The sequence below is a fragment of the Sphingobacterium sp. BIGb0116 genome (genome assembly GCF_024808035.1).
GTDB classification, from domain to species: Bacteria; Bacteroidota; Bacteroidia; order Sphingobacteriales; family Sphingobacteriaceae; genus Sphingobacterium; species Sphingobacterium paramultivorum.
On sequence record NZ_JANUDT010000005.1, the window covers coordinates 75886 to 101130 of the forward strand.

The window sequence follows — 25245 nt, forward strand, 5'->3', positions numbered from 1 at the left end:
CCTGTTAAAATCGAATAGCATCCGATAGTTTTAGTTCTTCCAGCCTTTTTATTTTATCGTCACGATAAAATAAATTCATCGTCTCAAAAGGAATTAATTTCAAGTCTTTGTTGACGATATGGACACATGATTTTTTGACTGCACGAACGTCAAAATCGTAGGCATCCATAAAATTCATAATGATAATTCGGAAAAGATTGTCGTAATCAAGATCAGGTGCGCAGACTTCGGGTAAACAGCAAAGCAACTGGTTTACTTTTGGCCTTACCTTATCCACAGAAATTCCCGTGCTAAATATATCCAGCAATTGCATCTGAACACCTTTATCCTGTTCATATACAATGGTGTTGCGCGATTGGCTATTTAACAAAATAGCAGGATCAATATGTCGGGTCAAAGGTATACGCTCCGCTCCTATTTTCAGTATATAGCCCATCGCCAAAGCATCAGGATTACAAGGAACAGGAATAATATCATGTGGGTCCAATAGTGGATATTGATTCAGGATTTCCTGACGTACCTCCGTTAATGTCATTTTATGTTGCTGTGCATCGGCCGCATTTCGACCGGCAATTTCAACCGGTTGAAAGGTTACCCCCCGTACACATCGCTGTTGTAAGGCGTAATCCAATATTTCCCCTATTTCATCATCGTTGGTTCCTTTTTCCAGGACGACAACCAAGGTTGTACTTAGATTAAGTGCATTTAATTTGTCAATGGCCTTTTTTCGGATATCCGTAAGATCTTTGCCCCGGAATTTCTCAAGCACCGATGGGCGAAAGGAATCGAACTGGAGATAGATTTCAAATTCAGGCGCATACGTCGCGAGTTGCTCAGCAAAACCAGGATCATTGGCAATTCTGATCCCATTCGTATTGAGCATGAGATGCTTAATAGGCTTTGTCTTCGCAATGTCTAAAATCTTAAAAAAATCAGGATGTATGGTTGGCTCTCCACCGCTGATCTGAACCACATCCGGTTCACCTTCACTTTCGACGATTTTGTCAAACATCCGTTCAATTTCTTCCAGCGAGCGATGTCGTCCGTAATGGGGCGAGGACATGGCATAACATGTTGGACAGGTCAAATTACAGCGGTCGGTCACCTCGATGATAGAAAGACAACTGTGCTGTTCATGATCGACGCATAAGCCACAATCATAGGGACAGCCATAATGTACTTCATTATCAAATTTCAAAGGTGTTTCTGAGGCTTTATTATAATTCCGAATGTTCTTATAATAGTCAACATCAGTTGCAATCAGTGTTTTGAAAAAGCCATGATCAGGACAGTTTTTCGTCATAAATACCTGTTCATCCTCGATAATAATCTTGGCACCAACACGCGAAAGGCATGTTGGACATAGGCTGATGGTGTAATCGTAGTATGTATAGTTTCTAACTGGCATAAAGCTGATCTCTAGTTCATAAAGGTAAGTCCACAGGCAAGTCCCCCTGCCAACATTGCTCCAATTCCGCCCAACAATACTTTAAGCCAGGGATTGACATTGAATTTTGATTCTTTATTTCCAGCTTTAATAATCGAGCCGATAATAATAACCAAAAGTGCAATACCGATCACAATAGCACCTATAGTAAGTAGAAAAAGTCCCAACATCGCGGTACTTTCCGATCCAAATGACCCCTCAAGCAAATACATAATTTCTATTTTTTGATTAAACGTTCATTTTTTAATAAATAAATATAATAAATTATCACCACGATGCACGTAATTTGTATGGTACTTAGCCCCAAAAGTATAATTGCCCGTGGCTTGATAAAGTCCAGCAGGAAACGAAAACTAAAATAACTAAGCATAAAAAGCTGAAACAACACGCCATTTCGATAATTGTATCGTCGTTTAAAAAGTTGGAGTCCTACAAATAAGAGCAGTAAAAATACGATTTCATACAGCGCTACCGGATGCCGTTTATAGGCATCCCCCAGATACATCCCCAATGGAGACGTTGTGGGTAAACCATAGGTCTGCTCGAATACACCTGTATAAAAACAACCTACCCTACCAATGGAAATTGCACTAATCAAGGGAAAGACCATCCGATCACCAGTACTTTCTTTTTTACCCATGATCTTTTTCATCCCTTCCACGGCAACCAAACCTCCTGCCAAACCACCGATTATCGTATTGTTCACCCAAATGTAAGCCCATTTGTGTGTCGCATTGAGCAATTCAGCCGGGCGCTCGAGGGAACCGATGACATGTGAGCCGATTAAAGCCCCTAGGCCGGCAGCAATAACAATAAGAAGGGAATTGGTATGCCCTAAACTTTCCTGATCCTTCCATTTGAGCAACTGATAATAACGCATACCAATAAACATCCCCAATCCTTCCATAAAAGGATGTAAGAGAAATGTTTTTCCAAACAAATCTATCGTAACCGGAAATTCAATCGCCATAAGCATAAACAAGTATACGAAAGACGATCAAAAAAATGATAAACAAAAGTTTCTGCATATAGGACAAAATTATTAAAACCAAAAAGCCAGTCTGAAGAACAGACTGGCTTTTAAATAAATATTTTAAAAACGGGAGCTTATAGCTGATTGCTATACACAAATCGGATTTCCTCACGTAGGTTATAACGCGAGACCATCACTTCGCCATAAGCACCTGCGGAACGAATGGCAATTAAGTCGCCACGTTTTGAAATGGGAAGTGGCACTTCCTTACCAAAGCAGTCGGACGATTCACAGATTGGCCCAACCACATCGTAGTTAATGGATTCGGCGCTGTCTGTCGCGCTGATATTTTCAATTTTATGATAGGCCTGATACAAGGCCGGGCGCATTAATTCAGTCATTCCAGCATCCAATACCAAGAAATTTTTCTTGACACCATTTTTGACATACAACACGCGGCTAACAAGACTTCCGCATTGTGCGACCAAAGCCCGCCCCAATTCAAAGTGCACTTCTTGCTGTGCTGTACGCTCCAGGAAGCGGTCGAAAATATCAAAATAAGCTTCAAAATCAGGAATTGTATTTCCATCAGGATTTTTATAATCAATCCCCAATCCGCCACCGACATTCAATACACGAATTTGTGTACCGCGTTCTTCAAACCAGTTTTTCCATTCATTGACCTTCACGCACAGGCTTTTGAATACGGTCATATCCGTAATCTGTGAACCTACGTGAAAATGAAGACCAACCAATTCAATAGATTCACATTTTTTAAGCACGGCTGCACATTTTTCCAAATCGGCATTTGGCACACCAAATTTGTTTTCGTCAAGCCCTGTTGTAATATAATGATGGGTGTGTGCATCCACATTTGGGTTGATCCGTAAGGCCACATTTGCTTTTACACCTTTTTTTGAGGCAAGCTCATTGATGACCTCAAGCTCCTGAATGGATTCCACATTAAAAGCAAAAATATTTTGATCGAGCGCATAATTGATTTCCTTATCGGATTTACCAACTCCCGCAAAAGTGACTTTCTTGGAATCAAAGCCGCATTCAATGGCTTTCTTTACCTCATTGCCACTCACACAATCCGCACCAAAGCCGATCTCTTGAATCGCCTTCAACAACTCGTCATTAAAATTGGCCTTTAATGCATAGTGAACATGAAATCCCCGTTTGTGGGACGCAGCATGCGCAGCCTCTAGGGTCTTGTTTAACACATTCAGATCATAATAATAAAACGGCGTTTCTTTCTCTGCAAACTTCGCCGCGATACCTGTATTTATCATATAAAAACCTACTTCTTAAAATAAACGATTGTGCAATGAACGTAATGCTTCTGTTTTATGATCTGAATTCAATAGAATCGACACATTAAAGTCTGAACCACCGTAAGAAATCATACGAACTGGAAGGTGTTTTACAGCGTCAAGTACGCGAGCAGCATAACCGTGGCTATTCAAACCAAAATCGCCTACAACGCATACAATGGTCTGATCACCATCTACTGTTACAGAACCAAAATCCTCCACTTCTTTGATAATATCAGCCAAATTGGTTGTATCATCAATGGTCAACGATACCGCCACTTCCGAAGTTGTGATCATATCGATTGGTGTTTTATAACGCTCGAATATTTCAAAAACACGACGTAGGAAACCATAGGCAAGTAGCATACGCGATGAATGGATGTGAATTGCCGTGATACCGTCTTTCGCGGCAATGGCGCGAATACAACCTTTCTGAGCACCGTCCTTACTGATCAAAGTCCCTTTTGCATTGGGCTCCATCGTGTTCAATAAACGAACTGGAACGTTATATTTTTGCGCGGGGAATACCGATTGTGGATGTAAAATTTTAGCACCGAAATAAGCCAGCTCCGCAGCTTCATCAAAGCTTAGATGTGCAATCGGTGTTGTTCCTTTGACAACACGAGGATCATTATTGTGCATCCCATCGATGTCCGTCCAGATCTGAACTTCCTCGGCACGGATTGCTGCGCCGATCAATGAAGCCGTATAATCTGAACCGCCACGGCGCAAATTATCGATTTCACCAAATGAATTTCGGCAAATAAAACCTTGTGTGATAAATAACGTATTTCCTGGGCTCTGTGCCAAAATACGACTTAGTTTTTCGCCAATGTATTCCACCATAGGCTCATTATCTTCATCAATTTTCATAAAATCCAGGGCTGGCAACAACACGGATTTTATGCCGATTTCATTCAAATAGAAATGCCATAAAGCAGTAGACATCAATTCTCCTTGCGCCAAAATAACTTTTTCTTCAATAGGTGTAAATAACTCATTGGCTAAGGTAGAAATCAGATTAAAATGGTAATCGATCAATTCTTTACCATTTTTATATCCTTGTTCAGTGCTGAAAAGTTCTTTAATGAGGTCTTCGTACTTATCCTTATGCTTCTTGACCAAATCTTTAGCTTCGTCCTTCTTACCTGCTGTGTAAGCTTGACCTATTTCAACCAAAGCATTTGTCGTTCCAGCAACCGCGGACAATACGACGATCTGACGTTCAGCAGGGTTTACAATATCCAACAACCCTTTGATACGTGCTGCACTCCCCACGGAAGTACCACCAAATTTTAAAACTTTCATACTGAAGTTACAATTATTAAATTTCTGTGTGCCAATATAGGCAATTCATGAATTTATATTAAAAAAAATGCGGCACAAAATCATGAAAGTTTTGTGCCGCATATCTTAGATGTTATGCGGAAGAATTACTTCTTCAAGTTTTCGATCAGTAGACCGGCCAATTCTTCGCCGATTCTTTCTTGAGCTTCATTGGTTGCCGCTCCAATATGTGGCGTCAACGAAATTTTTGGATGTTTTAAGATCTCCTCGCGTGGAGTAGGTTCATTATCGAATACATCTAAACCGGCGAATGCAACTTTACCCGAATCCAATGCTTTCACTAATTCCAATTCATCAATAACACCACCTCTCGAGGCATTAACTAAGCCAACACCATCTTTCAATAATGGGAACTCTGCAGCTCCGATAGCTGGTTTATCCAAAAATGGAACGTGTAAAGAGATAAAATCTGAAACTTTAAATAAGTTGTCCATCTCCACTTGTTGAATAGGTACCTCAACTTGTATACCACCTGAAAGTGTTATGGTTAATGTTTTTGGTCCTTCGAACAAATCCGTGTAAACCACATCCATCCCCAGACCAATGGCGATTTTGGCAACTTCGCGACCGATACGACCAAATCCAACGATACCGATAGTTTTACCACGAAGCTCAGTACCAGCTCCATAAGCTTTTTTAAGGGCGCCAAATTTTGTATTGCCCTCAACAGGCATTTTTCTATTTGAATCGTATAAGAAACGTACACCATTCAATAGGTGAGCAAAAACCAGCTCAGCAACTGATAAAGAAGATGCCGCAGGAGTATTGACAACAGCAATCCCTTTTGAACGGGCATAGTCTACATCAATATTATCCATGCCTACTCCACCACGGCCGATAACTTTCAAGTTAGGGCAGCCATCAATCAGGGCCTGACGTACTTTAGTTGCACTACGTACCGTGATTGCATCATAAGCAAGGAGTTTTTCTGGCAGCTCTTCTTGTGGAATATGAGTTGTATCTACACTATGACCTGCATCTTCCAGCATTTTCTTTCCTAGTGGATCGATACCGTCATTCGCTAATATTTTCATCTTTATAATTCGTTTTTAAAGGTATCAGTGCCGTTCAACTCATCGGAAGATCCAACCAGGTGAATACAATACGACCTCTATAATTCTTAATCTAACTAATTATCTGTTTGTCAACTACTAAATTTCAGCAACATGCACAGTCCCTTAGGCCGTATGCGTGTCCTCAAATTCTTTCATTGCATCAATCAACGCATTTACGCTGCTTAATGGTAAAGCATTGTAAATCGAAGCTCTAAATCCACCTACAGAACGGTGACCTTTGATTCCGATCAAATTACGCTCTTTTGCCAAAGCCAAAAATTCAGCTTCCAACTCTGGTGTATCCATTACAAAAGTAACATTCATGCGTGAACGATCTTCAACAGCTGCAGTACCTTTGAACAGTGGGTTACGGTCGATTTCATCGTATAAAGCACGTGCTTTGATGATATTCTCTTGCTCCAATACAGAAACACCGCCCTTTGCTTTTAACCAACGAAGGTTTAACATCGAAACAAAGATCGAATATACCGGTGGAGTATTGTACATTGAACCACCATTGATATGCAATTGATAATCCAACATCGACGGAAGAACACGTCCTGATTTACCTAAGATATCATCTTTAACAATCACGAGTGTAACACCTGCAGGGCCCATATTTTTTTGAGCACCAGCATAGATCAAATCATAGTCAGCAACATTGATCTCACGTGAGAAAATATCAGAAGACATATCAACAACCACTGGCAACGCCGTTTCAGGCTTATCAAAAACCTCAGTACCGTAAATGGTATTGTTAGCTGTATAATGAAAATATGCAGCATCTGTTGGGATGGCATATCCCTTAGGGATGTAGGAATAATTTTTATCAATCGACGAAGCTACAACATCTACTGTACCGAATTTTTTAGCTTCTTTTAATGCTTTTGTAGCCCAGACACCAGTATCCAAATAAGCAGCTTTACCTCCTTCAGGTAAAAGATTCAACGGCGCCATTGCAAATTGCAAACTAGCCCCTCCTTGAAGGAAAAGAATCGAGTATCCCTGAGGTACTGACAATAACTCGCGTACTAATTGTGTGGCTTCATCTATCACTGCTTCAAACTCTTTGGAACGGTGAGAGATCTCTAAAATTGATAAATCGGTGTTGTTAAAATCAATTACAGCTTCTGAGGCTTGTTGAAATACTTCCTTTGGCAGAATACATGGACCTGCTCCAAAATTATGTTTCATTGATGTTATAGTTTGTTTGATTGCTATTCTTTAACCCTAGCTAAGCAATCCGTTGTTTAAAAACCAAAGGTAAAATAAAATTATATATTTTTCAACTAATCTGTTTTTTTATTGAAAATTTATAAAATTCTAAATGATTTCAATAAAAAGATCGCACAACAAACACCTAGTTCAATGCAAAAAACATCAAATAAGCAGCACTTTCCACGCCATATCTACCTGATTATCTTGTAAATACTCCTTAGCCTTGAGTTGAAGGTGGGTATTACGGGCGGATTGATCGCCAATAAAGGCATTTAACAATTCGTAAATTTCAGGGAGACTAGTTATATCATCGACCTCTTGTGGCGTGGGTAAACGTTCGATCTGAGCCAACTTAATTTTCTCGTTCTCCGTAAAAATGTTCGATTCCCTTATAAAGGGTGGAAGCTGATTGTAATCCATAAAAAAAGCAGAAATTTTATTCAAATTTCTGCTTAATATCTCAGAAAATAAAATTCTTATATTTTTTCGATAATTCGATCTGCAAATTCACTTGTTTTGACTAATGTAGCATCATCCATCAAATTGTAAAAATCTACGGTCACGGTCTTGGCAATTATTGTTTCGCCCAAGGCCTTAACAATTGCTGCCGCAGCTTCTGTCCATCCAAGGTATTCGAATAACATAACACCGCTTAAAATAACCGATGAAGGATTCATGGTATTGGTATTTGCAAAACGAGGTGCTGTGCCATGAGTAGCTTCAAAAACAGCATGCCCTGTTTTAAAATTAATATTAGCCCCCGGTGCGATCCCTATGCCGCCAACCATTGCGGCTAGCGCATCAGAAATATAATCACCGTTCAGATTTAAAGTTGCCACAACAGAAAAATCCCGTGGATTAAGTAAGATCTGCTGTAAAAAATTGTCGGCAATAATATCTTTAATCAAAATTTTACCTGAATCCAAGGCCTCCTTTTGTTCCTGGTTGGCAACCTCCGCACCTTTTTCTGCTTTCGTTCGCTCCCACTGTCCCCAGGTATACGTTTTGTCGGCAAATTCCGTTTCAGCAACCTCATACCCCCAAATCTTAAAAGCACCCTCTGTAAATTTCATGATATTTCCTTTGTGAACAATCGTCACTGAAGGTAAATTGTGATGAATAGCATGTTCTATCGCTGCACGGACCAATCTTTTCGACCCTTCCTCAGAAACCAGTTTGACACCGACTCCTGTTGTGGCCGAAAAATTGTAATCAATATCAAGCTCATCATGCAAGAAATCCTGAAACCTGTTGGCTTCAGCTGTTCCCGCCTGAAACTCTATTCCAGCATAAATATCCTCCGTATTTTCACGAAAAATCACCATATCCACATATTCCGGATGTTTGACTGGCGAAGGGACGCCCACAAACCATTTTGTCGGCCGCTGACATACGTAGAGATCCAAATCCTTACGTAAAGCAACATTCAAAGAACGGATCCCGCCGCCTACTGGCGTGGTTAGCGGCCCTTTAATTCCAACAAGGTATTCTTTTAGTACATTTAGGGTACCTTTTGGTAGCCATTCGCCTGTTTCGTTAAAAGCTTTTTCACCTGCCAGCACCTCCTTCCACGTTATTTTCCGTTTTCCATCATACGCTTTCTCCACCGCTTGATCAAAAACACGCACTGCCGCATGCCAAAGATCAGGACCAATACCGTCGCCGATAATAAAAGGAATTGTTGGGAAATCTGGAACCTGTAAAGCTCCTTCACTTGACATTGTAATCTTATTTGACATAACCTTCAATTTTAACGGACAATTACTATCCCTTATTAAACATATTTCCGATTTCTTTGCTAATTTTTCTAAAGATTGGAGCAGCTTCGACATCTTCATACTCGTCGATGTGTGCGTTTTCCACTCTACTAGGAAACACTAAAACAAGATTTTCGTTTGCATAAATTCGATCTAATTTCTTTGCTACCCCATCTAAAGAATCACGATAGGAAACTTCTCCATTTCTGGCCGAAACAAAAATAAACATCGCATCTTCTTCCTTAAACGCTTTAAGGCCCTGCAAATTGTCCCAGGCATCGTAATGTTCAAAGGTGACAGGAACAGAGTTTTTCAGCTCAACAAGATGTTCTTTAATGGCGGCAGCAGAGCGTTCATCGACAACAAATGTTACCGGAACAGATAACTCCTGCGCAAGTTTAACAACCTTCTCCAGCCAATACTCAAACCCAAATTCTGCCTCGCACATGGGTGGTGCAAAAACGACAATGGATTTATTAGAAATAAAAGGCTTTTTAAAATGACATAACATCACATTAGCCGAGGTTCTATTTAAAATACTTTCCGTTTTCTCTCCGACAAACTTATCCATAAAATTGGCCGCACTTGGCCAGCCCAAAACAATACAATTGGCAGAAACTTCTTTTGCCGACCGTGCAACTCCGCTGGCGATGTTTAAATCTATTGTAGCACTTATATTAACGTTTGTTTCACTCCCCGAAGCATACCTGACCATATTATCCAGGTTCTTCCGTGCTTTGGACATGTTTAATTGAGCCTGTTCATTATCCTTCACAACGGACACGATATTGACGGGATAGGAACATTTCTTACTTTTAATATAGGTTGAAAAATCTAAAATCGGCTCCATATTATCCATGTTAGCGATAGATATCAAGATGTTTTCATCTTTTTCCTTCACCACATCTGTATGCTCTTCGTCCTGCTCACCATCCATAACCACTTTACGCGAGGCATTTCCCGTAACCACTGTAGCGACAATACAGGTAACCAAAATCAACAGAATCGTACCATTAAGCACATTCTCATCGATAATACCGTTTTTATGTCCAACCATGATTACAGCCAGTGTTGCAGCAGCATGAGCACTACTTAAACCAAATATCAGATTGCGCTGACCACGGCTATATTTAAAAACGAGCTGCGTCAACCAAGCGGCCACATATTTACTGACGATAGCCACAACGGTCAGTGTCCCGGCAATAATAAGTGCCTGCGGCCCCTTCAAAATCACGCTGACATCGACAATCATCCCCACAGATATCAAGAAGAAAGGAATAAAAATCGCATTGCCGATAAACTCAATTCGGTTCATCAAAGCGGAAGAATGTGGTATCAGTTTGTTGAGGGCCAGACCTGCAACGAAAGCCCCAATAATCGGCTCAAGGCCGGCAATTTCCGCTAAAAATGCAGCAAAAAACACAACAGAGAGAACGAAGATATAATTGGATGTCTTCTCACTCCCCAAGCGCTCAAAAAACCATTTTGCGATCCTTGGGATAACACCAAACATGATAAACAGGAAGATAGCAAAGGAAATCGCTAGGGTAAGCCAAAATTCATTGCCAATATTTCCTTGGGAAACGCCGGTAATCACCGCAAGAATAATCAGCACGGCCGTATCCGTCAGGATTGTTCCACCTATCGTGATCGCAACAGCCTCCATTTTAGAAATACCATAGCTATTTACGATGGGATAAGAAACCAGCGTATGGGTAGCAAACATGCTTGATATCAACAAACTCGGCAAAACACCGTAGCCCAATAAAAAATGACAAACGGGATAGCCAATACTGATCGGAACAATAAATGTTAAAAAGCCAAAAAGTAAACTCTTATTCTTGGTCTTTTTAAACTCATTCATATCTAACTCCAAACCGGCGATAAACATGATATAGAGCAGGCCTATTGTTGAAAACAGCGTGATAGCGGAGTTTTTTTCCAACCAGTTGAGTCCATGTGGTCCAATAATAACGCCAGATATAATCAATCCAATAATACCCGGAACCTTAATCGGTCGCAGTACGATCGGTGACAACAGGATAATAAAAAGTACCAGCGAAAATATAAGTACAGGATTTTGTAAAGGCGCTTCGAAAGCGTGGGAAATATGCTCAAAAGTTTTATTCATAAGTGCTTGTATACTAGCCGTAATATGTATATACTTATTTTTCTATACAGCTCGAAAAATAGTTAACAGCACTAAAAATACGATTTTTTCAAGAAAGCGAGGCCTAAAAGTAGTGTTACTTAAAAGAAATGGCTTTGATCGGACTAATCTTGGTAATTAGCATTGACGGAATAAATAATGAGATCATTCCGATAAACACGACAGCCAAATTGACCAAAATCACATCAGACCATTGAAGTTGAACGGCCACATAGGAGATATAGTAGGTCTTCTCATCCAATTTAAAGAAATGGGTAAAATCCTGAAAAAAGTAAAAACCTAAGCCAATAAGATTACCGATTAATAATCCCAGACCGATGAGGTACAAGGCACTGTACATGAAGACGCGGCGAATTCCGGCATTGTGATACCCCAATGCCTTTAAGATACCGATCATTGAAGTCCGCTCAAGGATGGTGATCAGCAAGGCGGAGATCATATTGATAATAGCAACGACCGTCATCAGTATAAAAATGATTTTGGTATTCATATCAAGCAATTCCAGCCATTGAAAAATATCCGGGACCTGATCCTTGATATTGATTGCCTGCATATCGATAGGCAACAGATCTTCAACCTTGTTCGTTGTCTGTTCGAGCTGACTAAAATCTTTAATCCGAATCTCATAGCCCCCTACTTCATGATCATCGAGGTTGCTCAGTTTACGAATGACATTTAGAGACCCGATCACATAGACCTTATCTAATTCTTCGGAGCCTGTATTAAAAATGCCCTTAATGACAAATTTACGTTTACGTATAGGATCCTGCACGAAATACATAATAAAATCGTCACCGACTTTTAGGAGCAGTCGATCTGCGAGATACTTGGACACCAAAATCTGATTATCCGCATTATCCGATTTAAAGTCTATCATACTCCCTTCCACCAGCATACGTTGAAAGGGCTGCTGATTATACAAGGAATCAATACCTTTAAGAACCACTCCTTCAACTTCATCGTTGACATTAATAATCCCGGCCTTGGTCGCAAAGGAACTGATTGAGTTGACTTGGGGAATCGCCAATATGGACTTACGAACCTCCGGTGTAAGTGTTATGGGTGAATTTTCGTAAGACTTATTCAGGTCGTAACGTAAAACCAATACATCGGCAAAAAAGCTCCGTTGCTTACTGATAATCTCTCCCTTAAATCCACGCAATACCGCAATAGATATGATAATCGCTGCAATAGCAAGAGCAATTGCACCAATAGTCACCCGAACGATCAATTTTGAGAACGTTCTTTTTCCAGAAAATGCGATCCGATTTGCTAAAAAATAAGGAAAATTCAAGCTTTCAATATATTTATGTAACTTCGCAAAGTTATAAAAATTTGTTATTTACAAAACTGAAATGACAAATAATTAGGCGTTTTTCAGTAGGCTATTCAACGAGGAGGCCCCTGTACTGGTTTAAAGGGTTTTATAAAAATTACAAGTATTATGCGTATTATTTTCATGGGTACTCCCGATTTTGCTGTAGCTTCACTTGAAGCACTGATTCAGTCTGGCGAACAAGTTGTCGCTGTGGTTACGGTACCGGACAAACCTGCAGGACGTGGACAAAAAATACATGAATCTGCTGTGAAAATATTTGCTACGCAACATAACATCCCAGTTCTTCAACCAGTGAAACTCCGTGATGAGGCATTTTTAGATGAGCTGAAAAGTTTTCAGGCGGACCTACAGGTTGTGGTTGCGTTCCGCATGCTTCCTGAAATTGTCTGGAATATGCCTAAATTTGGAACAATCAATGTCCACGCCTCACTCCTTCCACAGTACCGGGGTGCAGCACCGATAAATCATGCAATCATCAATGGAGAGAAAGAATCGGGCGTAACGACATTTTTACTACAGCACGAAATCGATACAGGAAACATCTTATTGTCGAAAAAAGTTGCCATCAAAGAAACAGACAACGCCGGTGATCTTCACGACAACCTCATGGTGGCCGGAGCAGAAACTCTGCTGCAAACCATCCAGCATTTAAAGGCTGGAACCTTGCAGCCCAAACCTCAGGAAGTTCTTCTCACAACGGAGCCGCTCAAACATGCTCCAAAAATTTTCAAAGAAGACTGTAAAATAAACTGGGATCAGCCCACTGCGCAAGTTTATAACTTCATTCGCGGTTTAAGCCCCTATCCAGCGGCATTTACCCTCTTAAATGATAAGGTACTAAAAATCTATAGCACAGAAAAAGAACTTGTCAATACAGCTACAATACCGGGAACCATAGAAACTGACAAGAAAAGTTTCTTAAAAATTGCGGCGCAAGACGGCTATATTGTCATTTCTGACCTTCAACTCGAAGGCAAGAAAAGAATGAATGTAGTCGATTTTTTAAAAGGTTATCGATTTTAGCCTTTTTCGTCACCACCATCATAATATTGCAGCAGATCACCAGGCTGACAGTCTAGCGCTTTGCATATTGCTTCAAGGGTATCTAATCGCAATGCCTTCGCCTTTTGATTCTTGATGATTGAAAGATTGGAAAGGGTAATTCCGACATTGTCACTCAATTGGTTAAGCGACATCTTTTTCTCTTTCATTATTTTATCCAAGTGAATTAAGATTGGCATAATATAATTTTTATTCTTTTAAATTTATTTAATGTCACTAATAAAACAAAAGATCCATCTTTTTGTTTTATCATAAAATTATCATTTTAAAATAAATTTGAGGAATGCATATTGCATAATAAATCAGCTACTACCGAGTTAAATTGTCTAGAATAAGAAAAAAAAATTAAACCCTTTAGCACTTTAAATATCAAACAGTTGAATATTACAGCAACAGATAAGAAGAAAAAAAATATTAAAATGGAATAGTTTTTGATGATTAAAAATTGAAACTCAAAAAAACCTAACTCATTAAATATGAGTGGCTAGATAATCAATTTTCCATTAATAATTCAAAAATTTTTCGTATTTTCGCAAACATTTCTTAGAGAGGAGAATTAATAAAAATTAATGAGACAGCTCAAAATTACACAATCTATCACCAATCGTGAGTCACAGTCTTTGGACAAATACTTACACGAAATTGGTAAAGTAGACTTAATTACAGCAGAAGAAGAAGTAGAATTAGCACAGCGTATCCGCGAGGGCGATCAAGTTGCCTTGGAAAAATTGACTAAAACCAACCTTCGTTTCGTAGTATCAGTAGCAAAACAATATCAAAATCAAGGTTTAACCTTAGGTGATTTAATCAATGAAGGTAACCTGGGCTTAATTAAAGCAGCTAAACGTTTTGACGAGACAAAGGGGTTTAAATTCATTTCTTATGCCGTTTGGTGGATTCGCCAATCTATTCTTCAAGCAATTGCTGAACAATCGCGTATCGTACGTCTGCCATTGAACCAAGTCGGTTCATTGAGCAAAATCAGTAAGGCTTTCTCAAAACTAGAACAAGAATACGAACGGGAACCATCTCCAGAAGAATTGGCGGATATCCTTGAAACCACAGTAGACAAGGTTTCGGATACCCTAAGCAACTCTGGCCGTCACGTATCTATGGACGCTCCCTTTGTTCAAGGTGAAGAAAACACACTTTTGGACGTTTTGGAGAACCATGATCCAGACACAGACAGTTCTTTGATTGATGAATCTCTATCAGAAGAAATCAAACGATCATTGGCAACATTGACAGAAAGAGAACGTGAAATTATCGTACTTTTCTTTGGCTTAGGTTCCAATCACCAATTGTCGTTAGAGGAAATCGGAGAGAAATTCAATTTGACACGTGAACGTGTTCGTCAGATCAAAGATAAAGCTCTTCAGCGTTTGAGACACACTTCAAGAAGCAAAATCTTAAAATCCTATTTGGGTTAACAAGAGATACTTATTAGACATTTTGGCAATCCCAATCAGAAATGGTTGGGATTTTTTTTGTCCATAATTTTTTGTCCAATAGAAAAAGGGTTGCCTACTGAGCAGGCAACCCTTTTTCTATTTTCCAAGACTCCTGTTATTTAGAATCCGGCATCAAAATAAATTCAAAAAGTCGATCTCTTTTCAAATATTTCCCGGCAACGTCCTGCACCGACTTTGAAGTTACCTTCTTCAAATTGTCTATTCTTCGTGTATATCGCGTAAGATCAAGATCATTTTGATATGAACTTGATATATAATTCAGCCAATAGCCATTTTCACGAAGATTTAACTCATTTTGTCGCTGTTGTTCTGCTAGGAACTTCTCAATATCTCCATTTTCGGGGCCCTGTTCCTGAATCTTTTTTACTTCATCCAATGCCGAGGCGATTAAAGCATCAGCCTTATCTACTGCGGAACCAAAACCAATGGAGAAAGCATAACGCGCTTTTGGAAGCTTACTAAAACTTGCCCGAGCGCCCACTCCATAAACACCACCTTCTTTTTCACGGAGTCTTTCAAGCAATTTGATCGTCAAAACACTCTCCAAGGCTTCCATATTAACATTTTCAGTTTCATTATAGGTATAGTCCCCATAGTAGGCCAATTGCGTACTTGCCTTTTCTTCTTTTCCCTTATGAACAACCACGCGCTCTCCCTTGCTCGGCTCCAGAATATTTAAATCCTTGTAGCTCTCCCCTCTTTTGAGGGCCGGCAATGAGGCAAGATAGGTTTCTAAATAAGGCTTGATCTGATTCTCGTCAAATGACCCTACAATTGTAAACACAAAATCCGAAGCATCCGCAAATCGTTCTCTGTAGATTGCCAAAGCACGCTCCCGATCAATTTTATTGATCGTTTCTACCGTTGGGTTTTGCCGACGGACATTGTTGCCATAAAGCACTTCTTTCACTTTATCCGAGAATACATTATTTGGATTGCTCAATCTATTTTCCAAAGATCCTTTTGCCCGGGTCATGGTACTCTGGAAAATATCCTCGTCCAATCGAGGTTCGGTAAAATAACCATAAATCAATTCAAAAGCATTCTTCAATCCTTCTTTATCTGTGCTACCTGAGATACCTTCGTAACGTTCAGAAATGTACGGAGAGATGGAAACATCTTTTCCCGAAAGATACTTCGTAAGCTCAACGTTGTTCATTTGTCCAACGCCGCTTGCATCAATTAAAGAGGATGCATTGGAGGCCGAAAAGTAATCTGCATCGTTATAGCCTGATGTTCCACCTGGACTATACGCCATAATCTGTATCTCATCATTTTTAAAGTCCGTAGGCTTTAAGATCACTTTAACGCCATTGCTTAAGGTCAATTCTTTCGCTTGAACGGCGTCAATATTTCTTGACGATACAACAGCGCCTTTCACCGGTTCTTTTGAAAGCAAGGGAAGATTGGAAACTTTATCTTCATAAGCTGTCACAGGAGTCTCTTCAACTGCTTTTACCCAGCTCATTACGGTAGACTCAACCGGTAAACTGGCCTTATCCTTTTCTGGCCCCATAACCAAAACATCGCGGTTCAGATCAGTATAATATTTTTTTACCAAGCCATTTACTTCTGACAGCTTCAACGTTGGTAACAGCTGTTTAGTCAAACGATAAGCGTTTTCATTACTTAAAGCGGGTTCATCATCAATAAAATAATTCAGATAGCGATTGACGTAACTATCCGATTTCTTTTTATCACGCTCGATAAAAGACATCTCGTTACCTTTTTTCATATCTGCGATGGCACGATCCAACTCCGTCTGTGTAAAACCGTATTTTTGAATGCGCTCAAATTCTGTTAGCATCGCTTTAAATCCGGATTCTAACTCGCCCGGTTTTGGGACCACCAGCAATGAAAAAGTATTGAGGTTAGCAACAAAATCGCTGATACTTCCACCTGCCTGCATAAAAGGAGGGTTCGGTTGCTGCATCAATTCAGAAAAACGACCTGCGATCATCTGATTGAAAACACTCTTCAACAACTCGTTTCTATAATCTCCTACGGTGGAAACTTTTTCTTTTTCACTTTTGATCAAAATCTGCGCGACGGTATAAGGCAGTTCCGGATCTGAAATTGCCAAGAACTGGTTCTTGTTTAACAAATCAACACGATATTTTTTACGCTCCAATGCTTTTTTGGGCATTTTCATATCGGAAAACAAAACTTTCACCCTTTCTTCCATTTCCTTAGGATCAATATCCCCAACAATGATTAGAGCCTGCAAATCTGGGCGATACCAGTCCTGGTGGAATTTGCGTATTTCTGTATAAGGAAATGTCTTCAGGATCTGTTCAGTTCCGATAGGCAAACGTTTGGAGTAAAGGGAGCCATTGAGCAACATCGGAAAGTATTGATCTTGTAAACGCTGCTGTACTCCTCTTCCACCACGTTTTTCTTCAAGGATAACGCCCCGCTCTTTATCAATTTCTTCGCCATCCAACAAAGCATCCTGAGCCCAGTCGCGCATCACCTGCAAACCATTTTTTAAAAGTTCAGGATCGTCAGAAGGAATTGGTAGCTGATAAACTGTCTGATCGAAGCTGGTATAGGCATTCAGATCCGAGCCAAATCGAACGCCCGCTTTCTGGAGATAGTTAACCAATTCATTCTTTGGAAAATGCTTCAGGCCATTGAAGTTCATATGTTCTAAAAAATGTGCCAAACCAAGCTGTTTTTCATTTTCCAGAATAGAGCCGGCCTTCATGCCCAAATACATGGTAACACGACCTTTAGGCTCGCTATTTTTACGAATGAAGTATGTAAATCCATTTTTCAGTTTCCCCGTGATGACTTCGTTGTCGAAGGGTAATTTTTGATTCAGGGCCAAACTATCTTGGGATAGAATCGCTCGTGCTTCCGCGGTTAACGTGGTTGGCTTTTTTGCTTCTGCTATATAGAATGTAGCCGGTAACAGAAAAGCTAATGCGAGTGGTTTAATGAATTTCATACAAAAAAATATCTTTTTTTTAGTCAGTTATTTTTGCTAATTGTTTTATATTAGGGTAAACGGAACTGGAGATCAATTGTCCCGATAAATAGTAAAATACAGATCAATACTTTTTTCATTATCCAAGGAGGAATCGGGTACCTCCATTAGGGAACATCTCTTTGTGTTACTTATAATCTGTAAAATTTCACCTAAAAATACAGAATAACTTTCGAAAAGAACAACAGTTAATTGTAATTTTGTTGCAAATGGATTTTGAAAACTGGAGTGATATAAAAAAGGAATTCGAACAATTCTTAAAGTTCGAAAGAGGCTTGAGCATTAATTCAATTGATGCTTACTTAAATGATGTATCCAAATTTCAGATCTACTGTGAAGACAATCATTTGGTTTTAAATACCGTAACGAGAAAGAATATACAGGAGTTTTTGGCTTGGTTGCAGGAATTTAATATTTCGCCCTTCACACAATCCAGGTTGATATCTGGCCTTAAGACTTTCTTTAGCTTTTTGATGATCGAGCATGAATTCGTCAACAATCCGACCGATCTCCTTCAGGCGCCACGCTTGGCACGCAAGCTGCCCAGCGTTTTGAGCATACATGAAATCGATCAATTAATCTCGGCAATCGATCTTTCTTCACCCGAAGGTGAACGTAATAAAACGATCATCGAAATCTTATACGGATGTGGTCTCCGTGTTTCCGAACTTGTCACCCTCAAAATATCAAACCTTTTTTTAGATGTAGAATTTATCAAAGTTGAGGGCAAGGGAAGCAAAGAACGCCTAATTCCAATTGGCCAACACGCCATTAAACACCTTCGCATCTACTTAGAAACGGTCAGACCACATATCAAGATTAAGGGCGGAAATGAAGATATTGTATTCCTAAACAGAAGAGGCGCCGCATTATCGCGGGTTATGATCTTCTTGATCATTAAGGAACTTGCCTCAAAAATCGGCTTACAAAAAACCATCAGCCCACATACCTTTAGACATAGCTTTGCATCACACCTGGTGGAAGGTGGTGCCGACTTAAGAGCTGTACAAGATATGCTCGGTCATGAAAGTATTACCACGACCGAAATATACACACACATCGATAGGGACTACCTTCATTCCATTATTACACAATATCACCCCAGATCTTAACTATATCGATTTTTCCTGCTTGGACATTCGGATAAGATGCGCCAAATTTTTCACCACACGATCGTGTTTCAAAACGAATGGATTGTTTTTATCCCACACGTATCCCGCTAATATTGCACAAATGCTACGTTTCACCTCCGGGTTTTCGGGTTGATGATAAAATAACTCCTGCAGATTGCCTGTATACCATTCCTGTATATATGTTGTAAAAACTGCAATCCCATCTTTCATATAGTCTTCAAATTCTGACTGCCAATCCACTGTTTCACCCTCGATCTGCCTTAAAGCTAACTTCGCTGCCAAAATACCAGATTCTGTAGCGAAACACACACCGGAAGAAAAAACAGGGTCCAGGAATTCGGAACTATTACCGGTCAGGGCATACCCTGGCCCATACATTTTGCTCACCGCTGTAGAATAATTACTCAATTTACGGGGTTCAAAAATAAAAGGGATATCACCAAACCGCTTGACATAGTAATCGGACAGCTGAATAGCCTTATTTAGCGCTGTAGTGGTATCTTCGCCCAGGTTTTCGATGAACGAAGTTGGCCCCACAATTCCAACAGAAGTATTGCCATTGGAAAATGGAATTACCCACAACCAAACCTGCGTTTCCAATATATCAAAAGAAATCAGACTACCTTCTTGCCCTAGCGGTCGATTAACGTCATTGACATGGCTGAATATCGCCGAATGAGGGCTTAAACGTGAGGGTTGGTCCAAATTTAGCATGCGAGGCAAAACGCGACCATAACCTGAACAATCGATCAGAAAGTTTGCCTCTACTTTTGTTTCAACACCTTGGCTATCGCATACCGTAGTGATCGATTTTGCACTATCAAATTGTACGTCAGTTACTTCTGTACCGAAGGAAAGATCTACCCCTTTACGCATAAGCTCATTCGCCATTTCCTGATCAAAATCAGCTCTCGGAATCTGCCAGGTCCAATCCCAACCTTCGGAAAATTTATCTGAAAAATCGAAAATACAGACTTCTTTCCCGCGTATAAACCGCGCTCCAAATTTCTTTTCGAAACCTTGTGCATCCAACGCATCAAACAGCCCGGCTTCATCAAAATGATCCATCACGCGCGGTATCAGACTCTCTCCTACCACGATTCTCGGAAACTGGCTTTTTTCGACAACCTTTACCCTTGCCCCCTGTTTTTGTAAATACCCAGCAGCAACCGAACCGGAAGGTCCCGCCCCGATGATCAAAATGTCAACCTGTTCAACGTTCATTATACGCTTTGATTAAAAGAAAAAAATATTAATTTCGTGCCTGATTAATAATTGCCAAATCTATTCACAAAAAATAAAATAAAAAAAACAATTTCGAGAGTTTTTCAAAATTGCTACCCCATAAATCATGAGCTTACTCACCAACCATTTAGATTTAAAACAGTTTATCCAAATAACCTACGGAAACGAAAAATTGGATATCGATGACGATATTTGGGAAAAAGTAGATGCTAGCCACAATTTTCTTCAGAAATTTGCTGAAAACAAAGTAATTTATGGTGTCAATACCGGTTTTGGCCCCATGGCTCAATATCGGATTAAAGACGAAGACCGCACTAAACTTCAATACAACCTAATTCGCAGCCACGCCTCAGGAACAGGACGACTTCTCGATCCGCTTCAGGTAAAAAGCACGATTTTAGCACGCTTAAATACATTAACCCTCGGTTATTCAGGAGTCCATAAATCCACCATTGCTTTGATGAGAGAATTGATCAACCGCGATATTTATCCAATTATTTTTGCACACGGTGGTGTCGGTGCTAGTGGTGATCTCGTACAGCTCGCACATTTGGCGCTCGTATTAATTGGTGAGGGTGAAGTGATGTATAAAAATGAACGAATTCCAACCAAACAGGCTTTTGATGCCGAAGGCCTGGCCCCTATTCAGATTGTTCTACGTGAAGGCTTGGCACTGATCAATGGGACTTCGGTCATGACAGGGATAGGGATACTAAACTGGAACCATGCGCAAAAGGCCTTATCTTGGTCCATCAAAGCAGCCTGTGCAATCAATGAAATCGTTCAAGCTTATGACGATCATTTTTCAGAAGCGTTAAATCAAAGCAAAAAGCATCCTGGACAACAAGCTATTGCCAAAAAGATGCGCAGTCACCTTGCAAGCAGTAAGTTGATTCGAAAACGCGAGGAGCACCTATATACCGGTGAAAATCTAGAGGATATTTTCAAAGACAAAGTACAGGAATATTATTCCGTCCGTTGTGTTCCGCAAATATTAGGTCCGGTTTCGGATACCATTAACAATGTGGGCACCGTGCTTGAGCATGAACTAAATTCAGCCAACGACAATCCCATCATTGATCTAAACGATCAACATGTGTATCATGGCGGCAATTTTCATGGCGACTATATTTCACTGGAAATGGATAAACTTAAATTGGTTATGACCAAGATGACAATGCTTGCGGAAAGACAATTGAATTATCTTCTCAACAGCAAGATCAATGAGATTTTCCCGCCTTTCGTAAATTTAGGCACATTAGGGCTAAATTTTGGCATGCAGGGTGTCCAATTTACGGCAACTTCCACAACAGCGGAATCCCAAGCGCTAAGCACTTCGCTCTACATCCATAGCATTCCCAACAATAATGACAACCAAGATATTGTGAGCATGGGTACGAATGCAGCAATGTCATGCAGTCAGGTCATCGAAAATTCCTTTGAAGTGCTGGCGATAGAATTTATTACTTTAGCACAGGCAATTGACCATTTAAGTTGTCAGGAAAAGTTAGCCAAAGAAACACTATCTTGGTATACGGACCTGCGTAATTTGTTTCCGGCCTTTGCCGAGGATCAAGTGATGTATCCGATCATTAAAAAAGTAAAAGAATACTTAATCAATAAAAATCATGATTAAAAGGCTCGCATTCGGCGGATTATTTATACTATTATGCACCTTCGCATCTGCGCAACAATTGGCGCGGGTACAAGAAAAGGGACTTGTCGGATTTATCAATAAAGATGGATCGTTTCAGATTACACCTCAATTCAAAAATGCTCAAGATCAATCCGAAGGAAAGATTGCTGTTTATGATGGTAGCAGGTGGGGATTTGTAGATAAAGATGCGAATTATATTATCCAACCTCAATACGTCAATGCCAAATCCTTCAGTCAGGGAATGGCGATGGTGAAATCTGCAAGCGGTTGGCTTTACATCGACTCTCTCGGGCAGGAATTGAAGTCGATCTCTAGCAAGCGGGTTTATGAATTCAATGATGGTGTTGCTTTTTATCGTGATGCGACCAATTTAGTCGGTCTCATCAACAACAAACAAGAGGTTGTGCTTCCACCAACTTATGATGTCATCCGTCCATTTAAGGATGGCTACGCTAAAGTCGCCAAAAATAAAAAATGGGGTGTCATTGACAATCAGGGAAAAGAGGTCGTCGCTCCAAATTATGATGATATCGGCGATTTTAATGTTGGATTGGTATGGGCAAAAAAACAGAACAACTGGTTTCTCGTATCTAGTCAAAAAGAAATTGCTCTCCCCGGTATTTCAAAAATTGAAAATATTGAAAACCCCGACTTTGTCCTTGTTCAGCAAGGAAATAAAATCGGGTTTATGGCATCGGATGGCAAATGGGTGATACCTGCAACTTATGATGATGCGCGAAATTTTCAGGAAGGTCTAGCGCCCGTGAAATTAAATGGGAAATGGGGATATATTGATACTACAGGTAAAATGGTCATCCCTACTGCCTATCAGGATGCGCTTTCCTTTTCTCCCGAAGGTCTCGCTGCTGTAAAAGAAGGCAAATGGGGCTTTATCGATAGAGATGCCAAAGTTGTCATCCCCTTTCAGTATGAGATTACTGCGGCGCTAACGTTTAAGAAACAGGAGAAGGGATTTATCGATGGTTTAGCGCGAGTTAAACTCAATGGCAAATGGGGATTTATTGATACCAAAGGAAACCTTTTAGGAAACAAATGGTTTGATAATGCAGAATTATTTCAAAATTAATATACATATTGTAGGATGAAATGCGCTTTAGTTACAGGAGGATCAAGGGGAATTGGCAGGGCAATTTGTCTTAAACTGGCTCAAGAATTGGGCTATCATGTGTTGATCAACTTTCAGCATAATGAAACTGCAGCATTAGAAACACTTGCTGCTATAGAAGCAAACGGCGGTAGTGGTTCGCTCCTAAAATTCGACGTCGCAGATAAATCCGCCGTCGACAAGGCCTTATCTACCTGGGAATCGAGCCATCCCGAAGCTCAGCTTGAGGTTATCGTCAACAATGCCGGTATAGCCAAAGATGGCTTGTTTATGTGGATGCCAGCAGAAGATTGGTCCTCGGTAATCAACACAACTGTCAATGGATTCTATCATGTTACCCAATTTTTTATACAGAAACTGTTACGCCAGCGTTATGGCCGTATTATCAATATGATTTCAGTATCCGGTGTAAAAGGTACAGCTGGTCAAACCAACTATTCGGCGGCCAAAGCGGCTTTGCTAGGTGCAACTAAAGCGCTGGCTCAGGAGGTTGCCAAACGGAATATCACGGTCAATGCTGTGGCACCTGGATTTATTCATAGTGACATGACTGCCGATATGGATGAAAAGGAACTGAAAAAATTGATTCCGGCCAATAGATTTGGAGAACCTGAGGAAGTCGCAGACCTCGTCACCTTTTTAGCTTCTTCAAAAGCAGGCTATATTACGGGGGAAGTAATTAATATAAATGGAGGAATTTATTCGTAAATCTATGGAGCAAAGAGTAGTGATCACGGGGATGGGAATATATTCCTGCTTGGGGACATCATTGGAAGAAGTAAAAGATTCTCTGCAACAAGGAAAATCAGGGATTATCTTCGATGAAGAACGAAAAACTTTTGGATTTCGTTCCGCATTAACCGGTGCCGTTCCACAACCAAATTTAAAACATGAATTGAACCGCCGTCAGCGAATATCCATTGGCGAAGAAACAGAATATGCGTATTTGGCTACGATGGAAGCCTTAAAAAATGCAGCCATTGACGATGCTTTTCTCGATGAACATGAAATTGGAATTCTCTATGGAAATGATTCGGTCTCCAAAGCCATTATTGAAGCTGTTGATATTGTACGGGAGAAAAAGGATACCAGCCTGATAGGTTCCGGAGCGATTTTTAAATCAATGAACTCTACGGTAACCATGAATCTCTCCACGATATTCCGTTTAAAAGGCATTAACATGACGATATCCGCCGCCTGTGCCTCCGGATCTCATTCATTGGGACTTGGATTCAACCTGATTAAAAGTGGCATGCAAGATATGATTATCTGTGGTGGCGCGCAAGAAATCAATAAATATGCCATGGCAAGTTTTGATGGTTTAGGTGTTTTTGGAAATGATACCCTGCCAGCTACAACAGTATCACGTCCCTTTGACAAAGATCGGTCCGGATTGGTACCTTCTGGCGGCGCCGCTACAATAATTATAGAAAGTTATGAATCCGCAGTACGTAGAGGAGCCCCTATCCTAGCGGAAATCGTAGGTTATGGATTTTCATCCAACGGAGGGCATATTTCTACACCAAATGTCGAAGGACCGGCCTTGGCCATGGAACGCGCGATTAAACAAGCTGGCGTTAAACCCTCCGATATTGCCTACATCAACGCACATGCCACATCCACCCCTGTAGGCGATGCCAATGAAGCACAGGCTATTTTGCAGGTATTCGGTGAAAGCCAACCTTTTGTCAGCTCCACAAAATCTATGACAGGCCATGAATGTTGGATGGCAGGCGCCAGTGAGATCATCTATTCCAACATCATGATGTTAAATGGTTTTATGGCTCCAAACATTAATTTTGAAAATCCGGACGAACATTCAGCCAAATTAAATATCGTTAAACAAACCGTATTTAAAGAATTTGACCTATATTTGTCCAATTCTTTTGGCTTTGGGGGAACAAACTCTGCATTAGTCATTAAAAAAATAAACGATTAA

General features: G+C 40.3%; 21 protein-coding genes. 7 read left to right on the forward strand and 14 right to left on the reverse strand.

What is annotated here, in order from left to right; genetic code table 11:
• Positions 1–4: 4 nt before the first annotated feature.
• The 11 genes from M2419_RS13335 to M2419_RS13385 form a co-directional block, all read right to left on the reverse strand.
• Positions 5–1408, reverse strand: coding sequence for a radical SAM protein (locus M2419_RS13335; RefSeq protein ID WP_182332721.1), 1404 nt, complete (start codon positions 1406–1408; stop codon positions 5–7).
• Between the two features lie 11 nt (positions 1409–1419).
• Positions 1420–1659: a hypothetical protein gene (locus M2419_RS13340; protein WP_046675824.1), complete on the reverse strand. Its 240-nt coding sequence runs from the start codon at positions 1657–1659 to the stop codon at positions 1420–1422.
• A 5-nt stretch (positions 1660–1664) separates the two neighbouring features.
• Positions 1665–2417 carry a prolipoprotein diacylglyceryl transferase gene (locus M2419_RS13345; protein WP_182332723.1) on the reverse strand — a complete coding sequence of 251 codons (753 nt, stop codon included), beginning with the start codon at positions 2415–2417 and terminating at the stop codon, positions 1665–1667.
• A 137-nt stretch (positions 2418–2554) separates the two neighbouring features.
• Positions 2555–3715 (reverse strand): diaminopimelate decarboxylase, encoded by a 1161-nt coding sequence (lysA, locus tag M2419_RS13350; RefSeq protein WP_259255234.1) that lies wholly within the window; start codon positions 3713–3715, stop codon positions 2555–2557.
• A 15-nt stretch (positions 3716–3730) separates the two neighbouring features.
• A complete protein-coding gene (locus tag M2419_RS13355; RefSeq protein ID WP_259255235.1) occupies positions 3731–5044 on the reverse strand; it encodes an aspartate kinase in 1314 nt (437 codons plus the stop codon).
• Between the two features lie 125 nt (positions 5045–5169).
• Positions 5170–6117 carry a D-2-hydroxyacid dehydrogenase gene (locus tag M2419_RS13360; protein ID WP_075991985.1) on the reverse strand — a complete coding sequence of 316 codons (948 nt, stop codon included), beginning with the start codon at positions 6115–6117 and terminating at the stop codon, positions 5170–5172.
• 144 nt (positions 6118–6261) lie between these two features.
• Complete coding sequence (gene serC, locus M2419_RS13365; RefSeq protein WP_259255236.1) at positions 6262–7332, reverse strand: 3-phosphoserine/phosphohydroxythreonine transaminase; 1071 nt, start codon at positions 7330–7332, stop codon at positions 6262–6264.
• 186 nt (positions 7333–7518) lie between these two features.
• Positions 7519–7776, reverse strand: coding sequence for a hypothetical protein (locus M2419_RS13370; RefSeq protein ID WP_182984269.1), 258 nt, complete (start codon positions 7774–7776; stop codon positions 7519–7521).
• Between the two features lie 56 nt (positions 7777–7832).
• Positions 7833–9095, reverse strand: coding sequence for an NADP-dependent isocitrate dehydrogenase (gene icd / locus M2419_RS13375; RefSeq protein WP_259255237.1), 1263 nt, complete (start codon positions 9093–9095; stop codon positions 7833–7835).
• A gap of 25 nt (positions 9096–9120) precedes the next feature.
• On the reverse strand, positions 9121–11244 hold the full coding sequence (locus tag M2419_RS13380; protein WP_259255238.1) for a cation:proton antiporter: 2124 nt from the start codon (positions 11242–11244) through the stop codon (positions 9121–9123).
• A gap of 115 nt (positions 11245–11359) precedes the next feature.
• Complete coding sequence (locus M2419_RS13385) at positions 11360–12577, reverse strand: ABC transporter permease (protein WP_120334705.1); 1218 nt, start codon at positions 12575–12577, stop codon at positions 11360–11362.
• A gap of 150 nt (positions 12578–12727) precedes the next feature.
• Here M2419_RS13385 and fmt point away from each other — a divergent pair, with 150 nt between their 5' ends.
• Entirely contained in the window at positions 12728–13645 is a 918-nt protein-coding gene (gene fmt / locus M2419_RS13390; protein WP_259255239.1) for a methionyl-tRNA formyltransferase, read from the forward strand.
• On the opposite strand, the gene M2419_RS13395 is transcribed toward fmt, so the two are convergent.
• Positions 13642–13863, reverse strand: a complete 222-nt coding sequence (locus M2419_RS13395) for a helix-turn-helix transcriptional regulator (RefSeq protein ID WP_046675813.1) — start codon at positions 13861–13863, stop codon at positions 13642–13644. The two genes, fmt and M2419_RS13395, sit on opposite strands and share 4 nt — an antisense overlap.
• Positions 13864–14253: 390 nt before the next feature.
• Here M2419_RS13395 and M2419_RS13400 point away from each other — a divergent pair, with 390 nt between their 5' ends.
• Complete coding sequence (locus M2419_RS13400; RefSeq protein WP_028068906.1) at positions 14254–15114, forward strand: RNA polymerase sigma factor RpoD/SigA; 861 nt, start codon at positions 14254–14256, stop codon at positions 15112–15114.
• 136 nt (positions 15115–15250) lie between these two features.
• On the opposite strand, the gene M2419_RS13405 is transcribed toward M2419_RS13400, so the two are convergent.
• Complete coding sequence (locus M2419_RS13405; protein WP_259255240.1) at positions 15251–18106, reverse strand: pitrilysin family protein; 2856 nt, start codon at positions 18104–18106, stop codon at positions 15251–15253.
• A gap of 248 nt (positions 18107–18354) precedes the next feature.
• Here M2419_RS13405 and xerD point away from each other — a divergent pair, with 248 nt between their 5' ends.
• Positions 18355–19257, forward strand: a complete 903-nt coding sequence (gene xerD / locus M2419_RS13410; protein WP_159728709.1) for a site-specific tyrosine recombinase XerD — start codon at positions 18355–18357, stop codon at positions 19255–19257.
• Here the strand turns inward: xerD and M2419_RS13415 are convergent, their stop codons facing one another.
• A complete protein-coding gene (locus M2419_RS13415) occupies positions 19258–20502 on the reverse strand; it encodes an NAD(P)/FAD-dependent oxidoreductase (RefSeq protein ID WP_259255241.1) in 1245 nt (414 codons plus the stop codon).
• Positions 20503–20629: 127 nt separating this feature from the next.
• On the opposite strand from M2419_RS13415, the gene hutH reads away from it, so the two are divergent.
• The 4 genes from hutH to M2419_RS13435 are packed head-to-tail and all read left to right on the forward strand — an operon-like array spanning position 20630 to position 25245.
• A complete protein-coding gene (gene hutH / locus M2419_RS13420; protein ID WP_159728713.1) occupies positions 20630–22159 on the forward strand; it encodes a histidine ammonia-lyase in 1530 nt (509 codons plus the stop codon).
• Positions 22152–23267: a WG repeat-containing protein gene (locus M2419_RS13425; RefSeq protein WP_159728715.1), complete on the forward strand. Its 1116-nt coding sequence runs from the start codon at positions 22152–22154 to the stop codon at positions 23265–23267. The genes hutH and M2419_RS13425 overlap by 8 nt, the downstream gene beginning before the upstream one ends.
• Positions 23268–23282: 15 nt before the next feature.
• Positions 23283–24014, forward strand: coding sequence for a 3-oxoacyl-ACP reductase FabG (fabG, locus tag M2419_RS13430; protein ID WP_259255242.1), 732 nt, complete (start codon positions 23283–23285; stop codon positions 24012–24014).
• A 4-nt stretch (positions 24015–24018) separates the two neighbouring features.
• Positions 24019–25245: a beta-ketoacyl synthase gene (locus M2419_RS13435; RefSeq protein ID WP_259255243.1), complete on the forward strand. Its 1227-nt coding sequence runs from the start codon at positions 24019–24021 to the stop codon at positions 25243–25245.

Bases quoted from the DNA above. Each gene is read 5' to 3' on its own strand.
- lysA (WP_259255234.1), bottom strand. From the start codon at position 3,715: ATGATAAATACAGGTATCGCGGCGAAGTTTGCAGAGAAAGAAACGCCG.
- M2419_RS13355 (WP_259255235.1), bottom strand. From the start codon at position 5,044: ATGAAAGTTTTAAAATTTGGTGGTACTTCCGTGGGGAGTGCAGCACGT.
- hutH (WP_159728713.1), top strand. From the start codon at position 20,630: ATGAGCTTACTCACCAACCATTTAGATTTAAAACAGTTTATCCAAATA.
- M2419_RS13415 (WP_259255241.1), bottom strand. From the start codon at position 20,502: ATGAACGTTGAACAGGTTGACATTTTGATCATCGGGGCGGGACCTTCC.
- xerD (WP_159728709.1), top strand. From the start codon at position 18,355: ATGGATTTTGAAAACTGGAGTGATATAAAAAAGGAATTCGAACAATTC.
- fabG (WP_259255242.1), top strand. From the start codon at position 23,283: ATGAAATGCGCTTTAGTTACAGGAGGATCAAGGGGAATTGGCAGGGCA.
- M2419_RS13395 (WP_046675813.1), bottom strand. From the start codon at position 13,863: ATGCCAATCTTAATTCACTTGGATAAAATAATGAAAGAGAAAAAGATG.
- serC (WP_259255236.1), bottom strand. From the start codon at position 7,332: ATGAAACATAATTTTGGAGCAGGTCCATGTATTCTGCCAAAGGAAGTA.
- M2419_RS13360 (WP_075991985.1), bottom strand. From the start codon at position 6,117: ATGAAAATATTAGCGAATGACGGTATCGATCCACTAGGAAAGAAAATG.
- M2419_RS13425 (WP_159728715.1), top strand. From the start codon at position 22,152: ATGATTAAAAGGCTCGCATTCGGCGGATTATTTATACTATTATGCACC.
- M2419_RS13435 (WP_259255243.1), top strand. From the start codon at position 24,019: ATGGAGCAAAGAGTAGTGATCACGGGGATGGGAATATATTCCTGCTTG.
- M2419_RS13345 (WP_182332723.1), bottom strand. From the start codon at position 2,417: ATGGCGATTGAATTTCCGGTTACGATAGATTTGTTTGGAAAAACATTT.
- icd (WP_259255237.1), bottom strand. From the start codon at position 9,095: ATGTCAAATAAGATTACAATGTCAAGTGAAGGAGCTTTACAGGTTCCA.
- M2419_RS13380 (WP_259255238.1), bottom strand. From the start codon at position 11,244: ATGAATAAAACTTTTGAGCATATTTCCCACGCTTTCGAAGCGCCTTTA.
- fmt (WP_259255239.1), top strand. From the start codon at position 12,728: ATGCGTATTATTTTCATGGGTACTCCCGATTTTGCTGTAGCTTCACTT.
- M2419_RS13340 (WP_046675824.1), bottom strand. From the start codon at position 1,659: ATGTATTTGCTTGAGGGGTCATTTGGATCGGAAAGTACCGCGATGTTG.
- M2419_RS13405 (WP_259255240.1), bottom strand. From the start codon at position 18,106: ATGAAATTCATTAAACCACTCGCATTAGCTTTTCTGTTACCGGCTACA.
- M2419_RS13400 (WP_028068906.1), top strand. From the start codon at position 14,254: ATGAGACAGCTCAAAATTACACAATCTATCACCAATCGTGAGTCACAG.
- M2419_RS13370 (WP_182984269.1), bottom strand. From the start codon at position 7,776: ATGGATTACAATCAGCTTCCACCCTTTATAAGGGAATCGAACATTTTT.
- M2419_RS13335 (WP_182332721.1), bottom strand. From the start codon at position 1,408: ATGCCAGTTAGAAACTATACATACTACGATTACACCATCAGCCTATGT.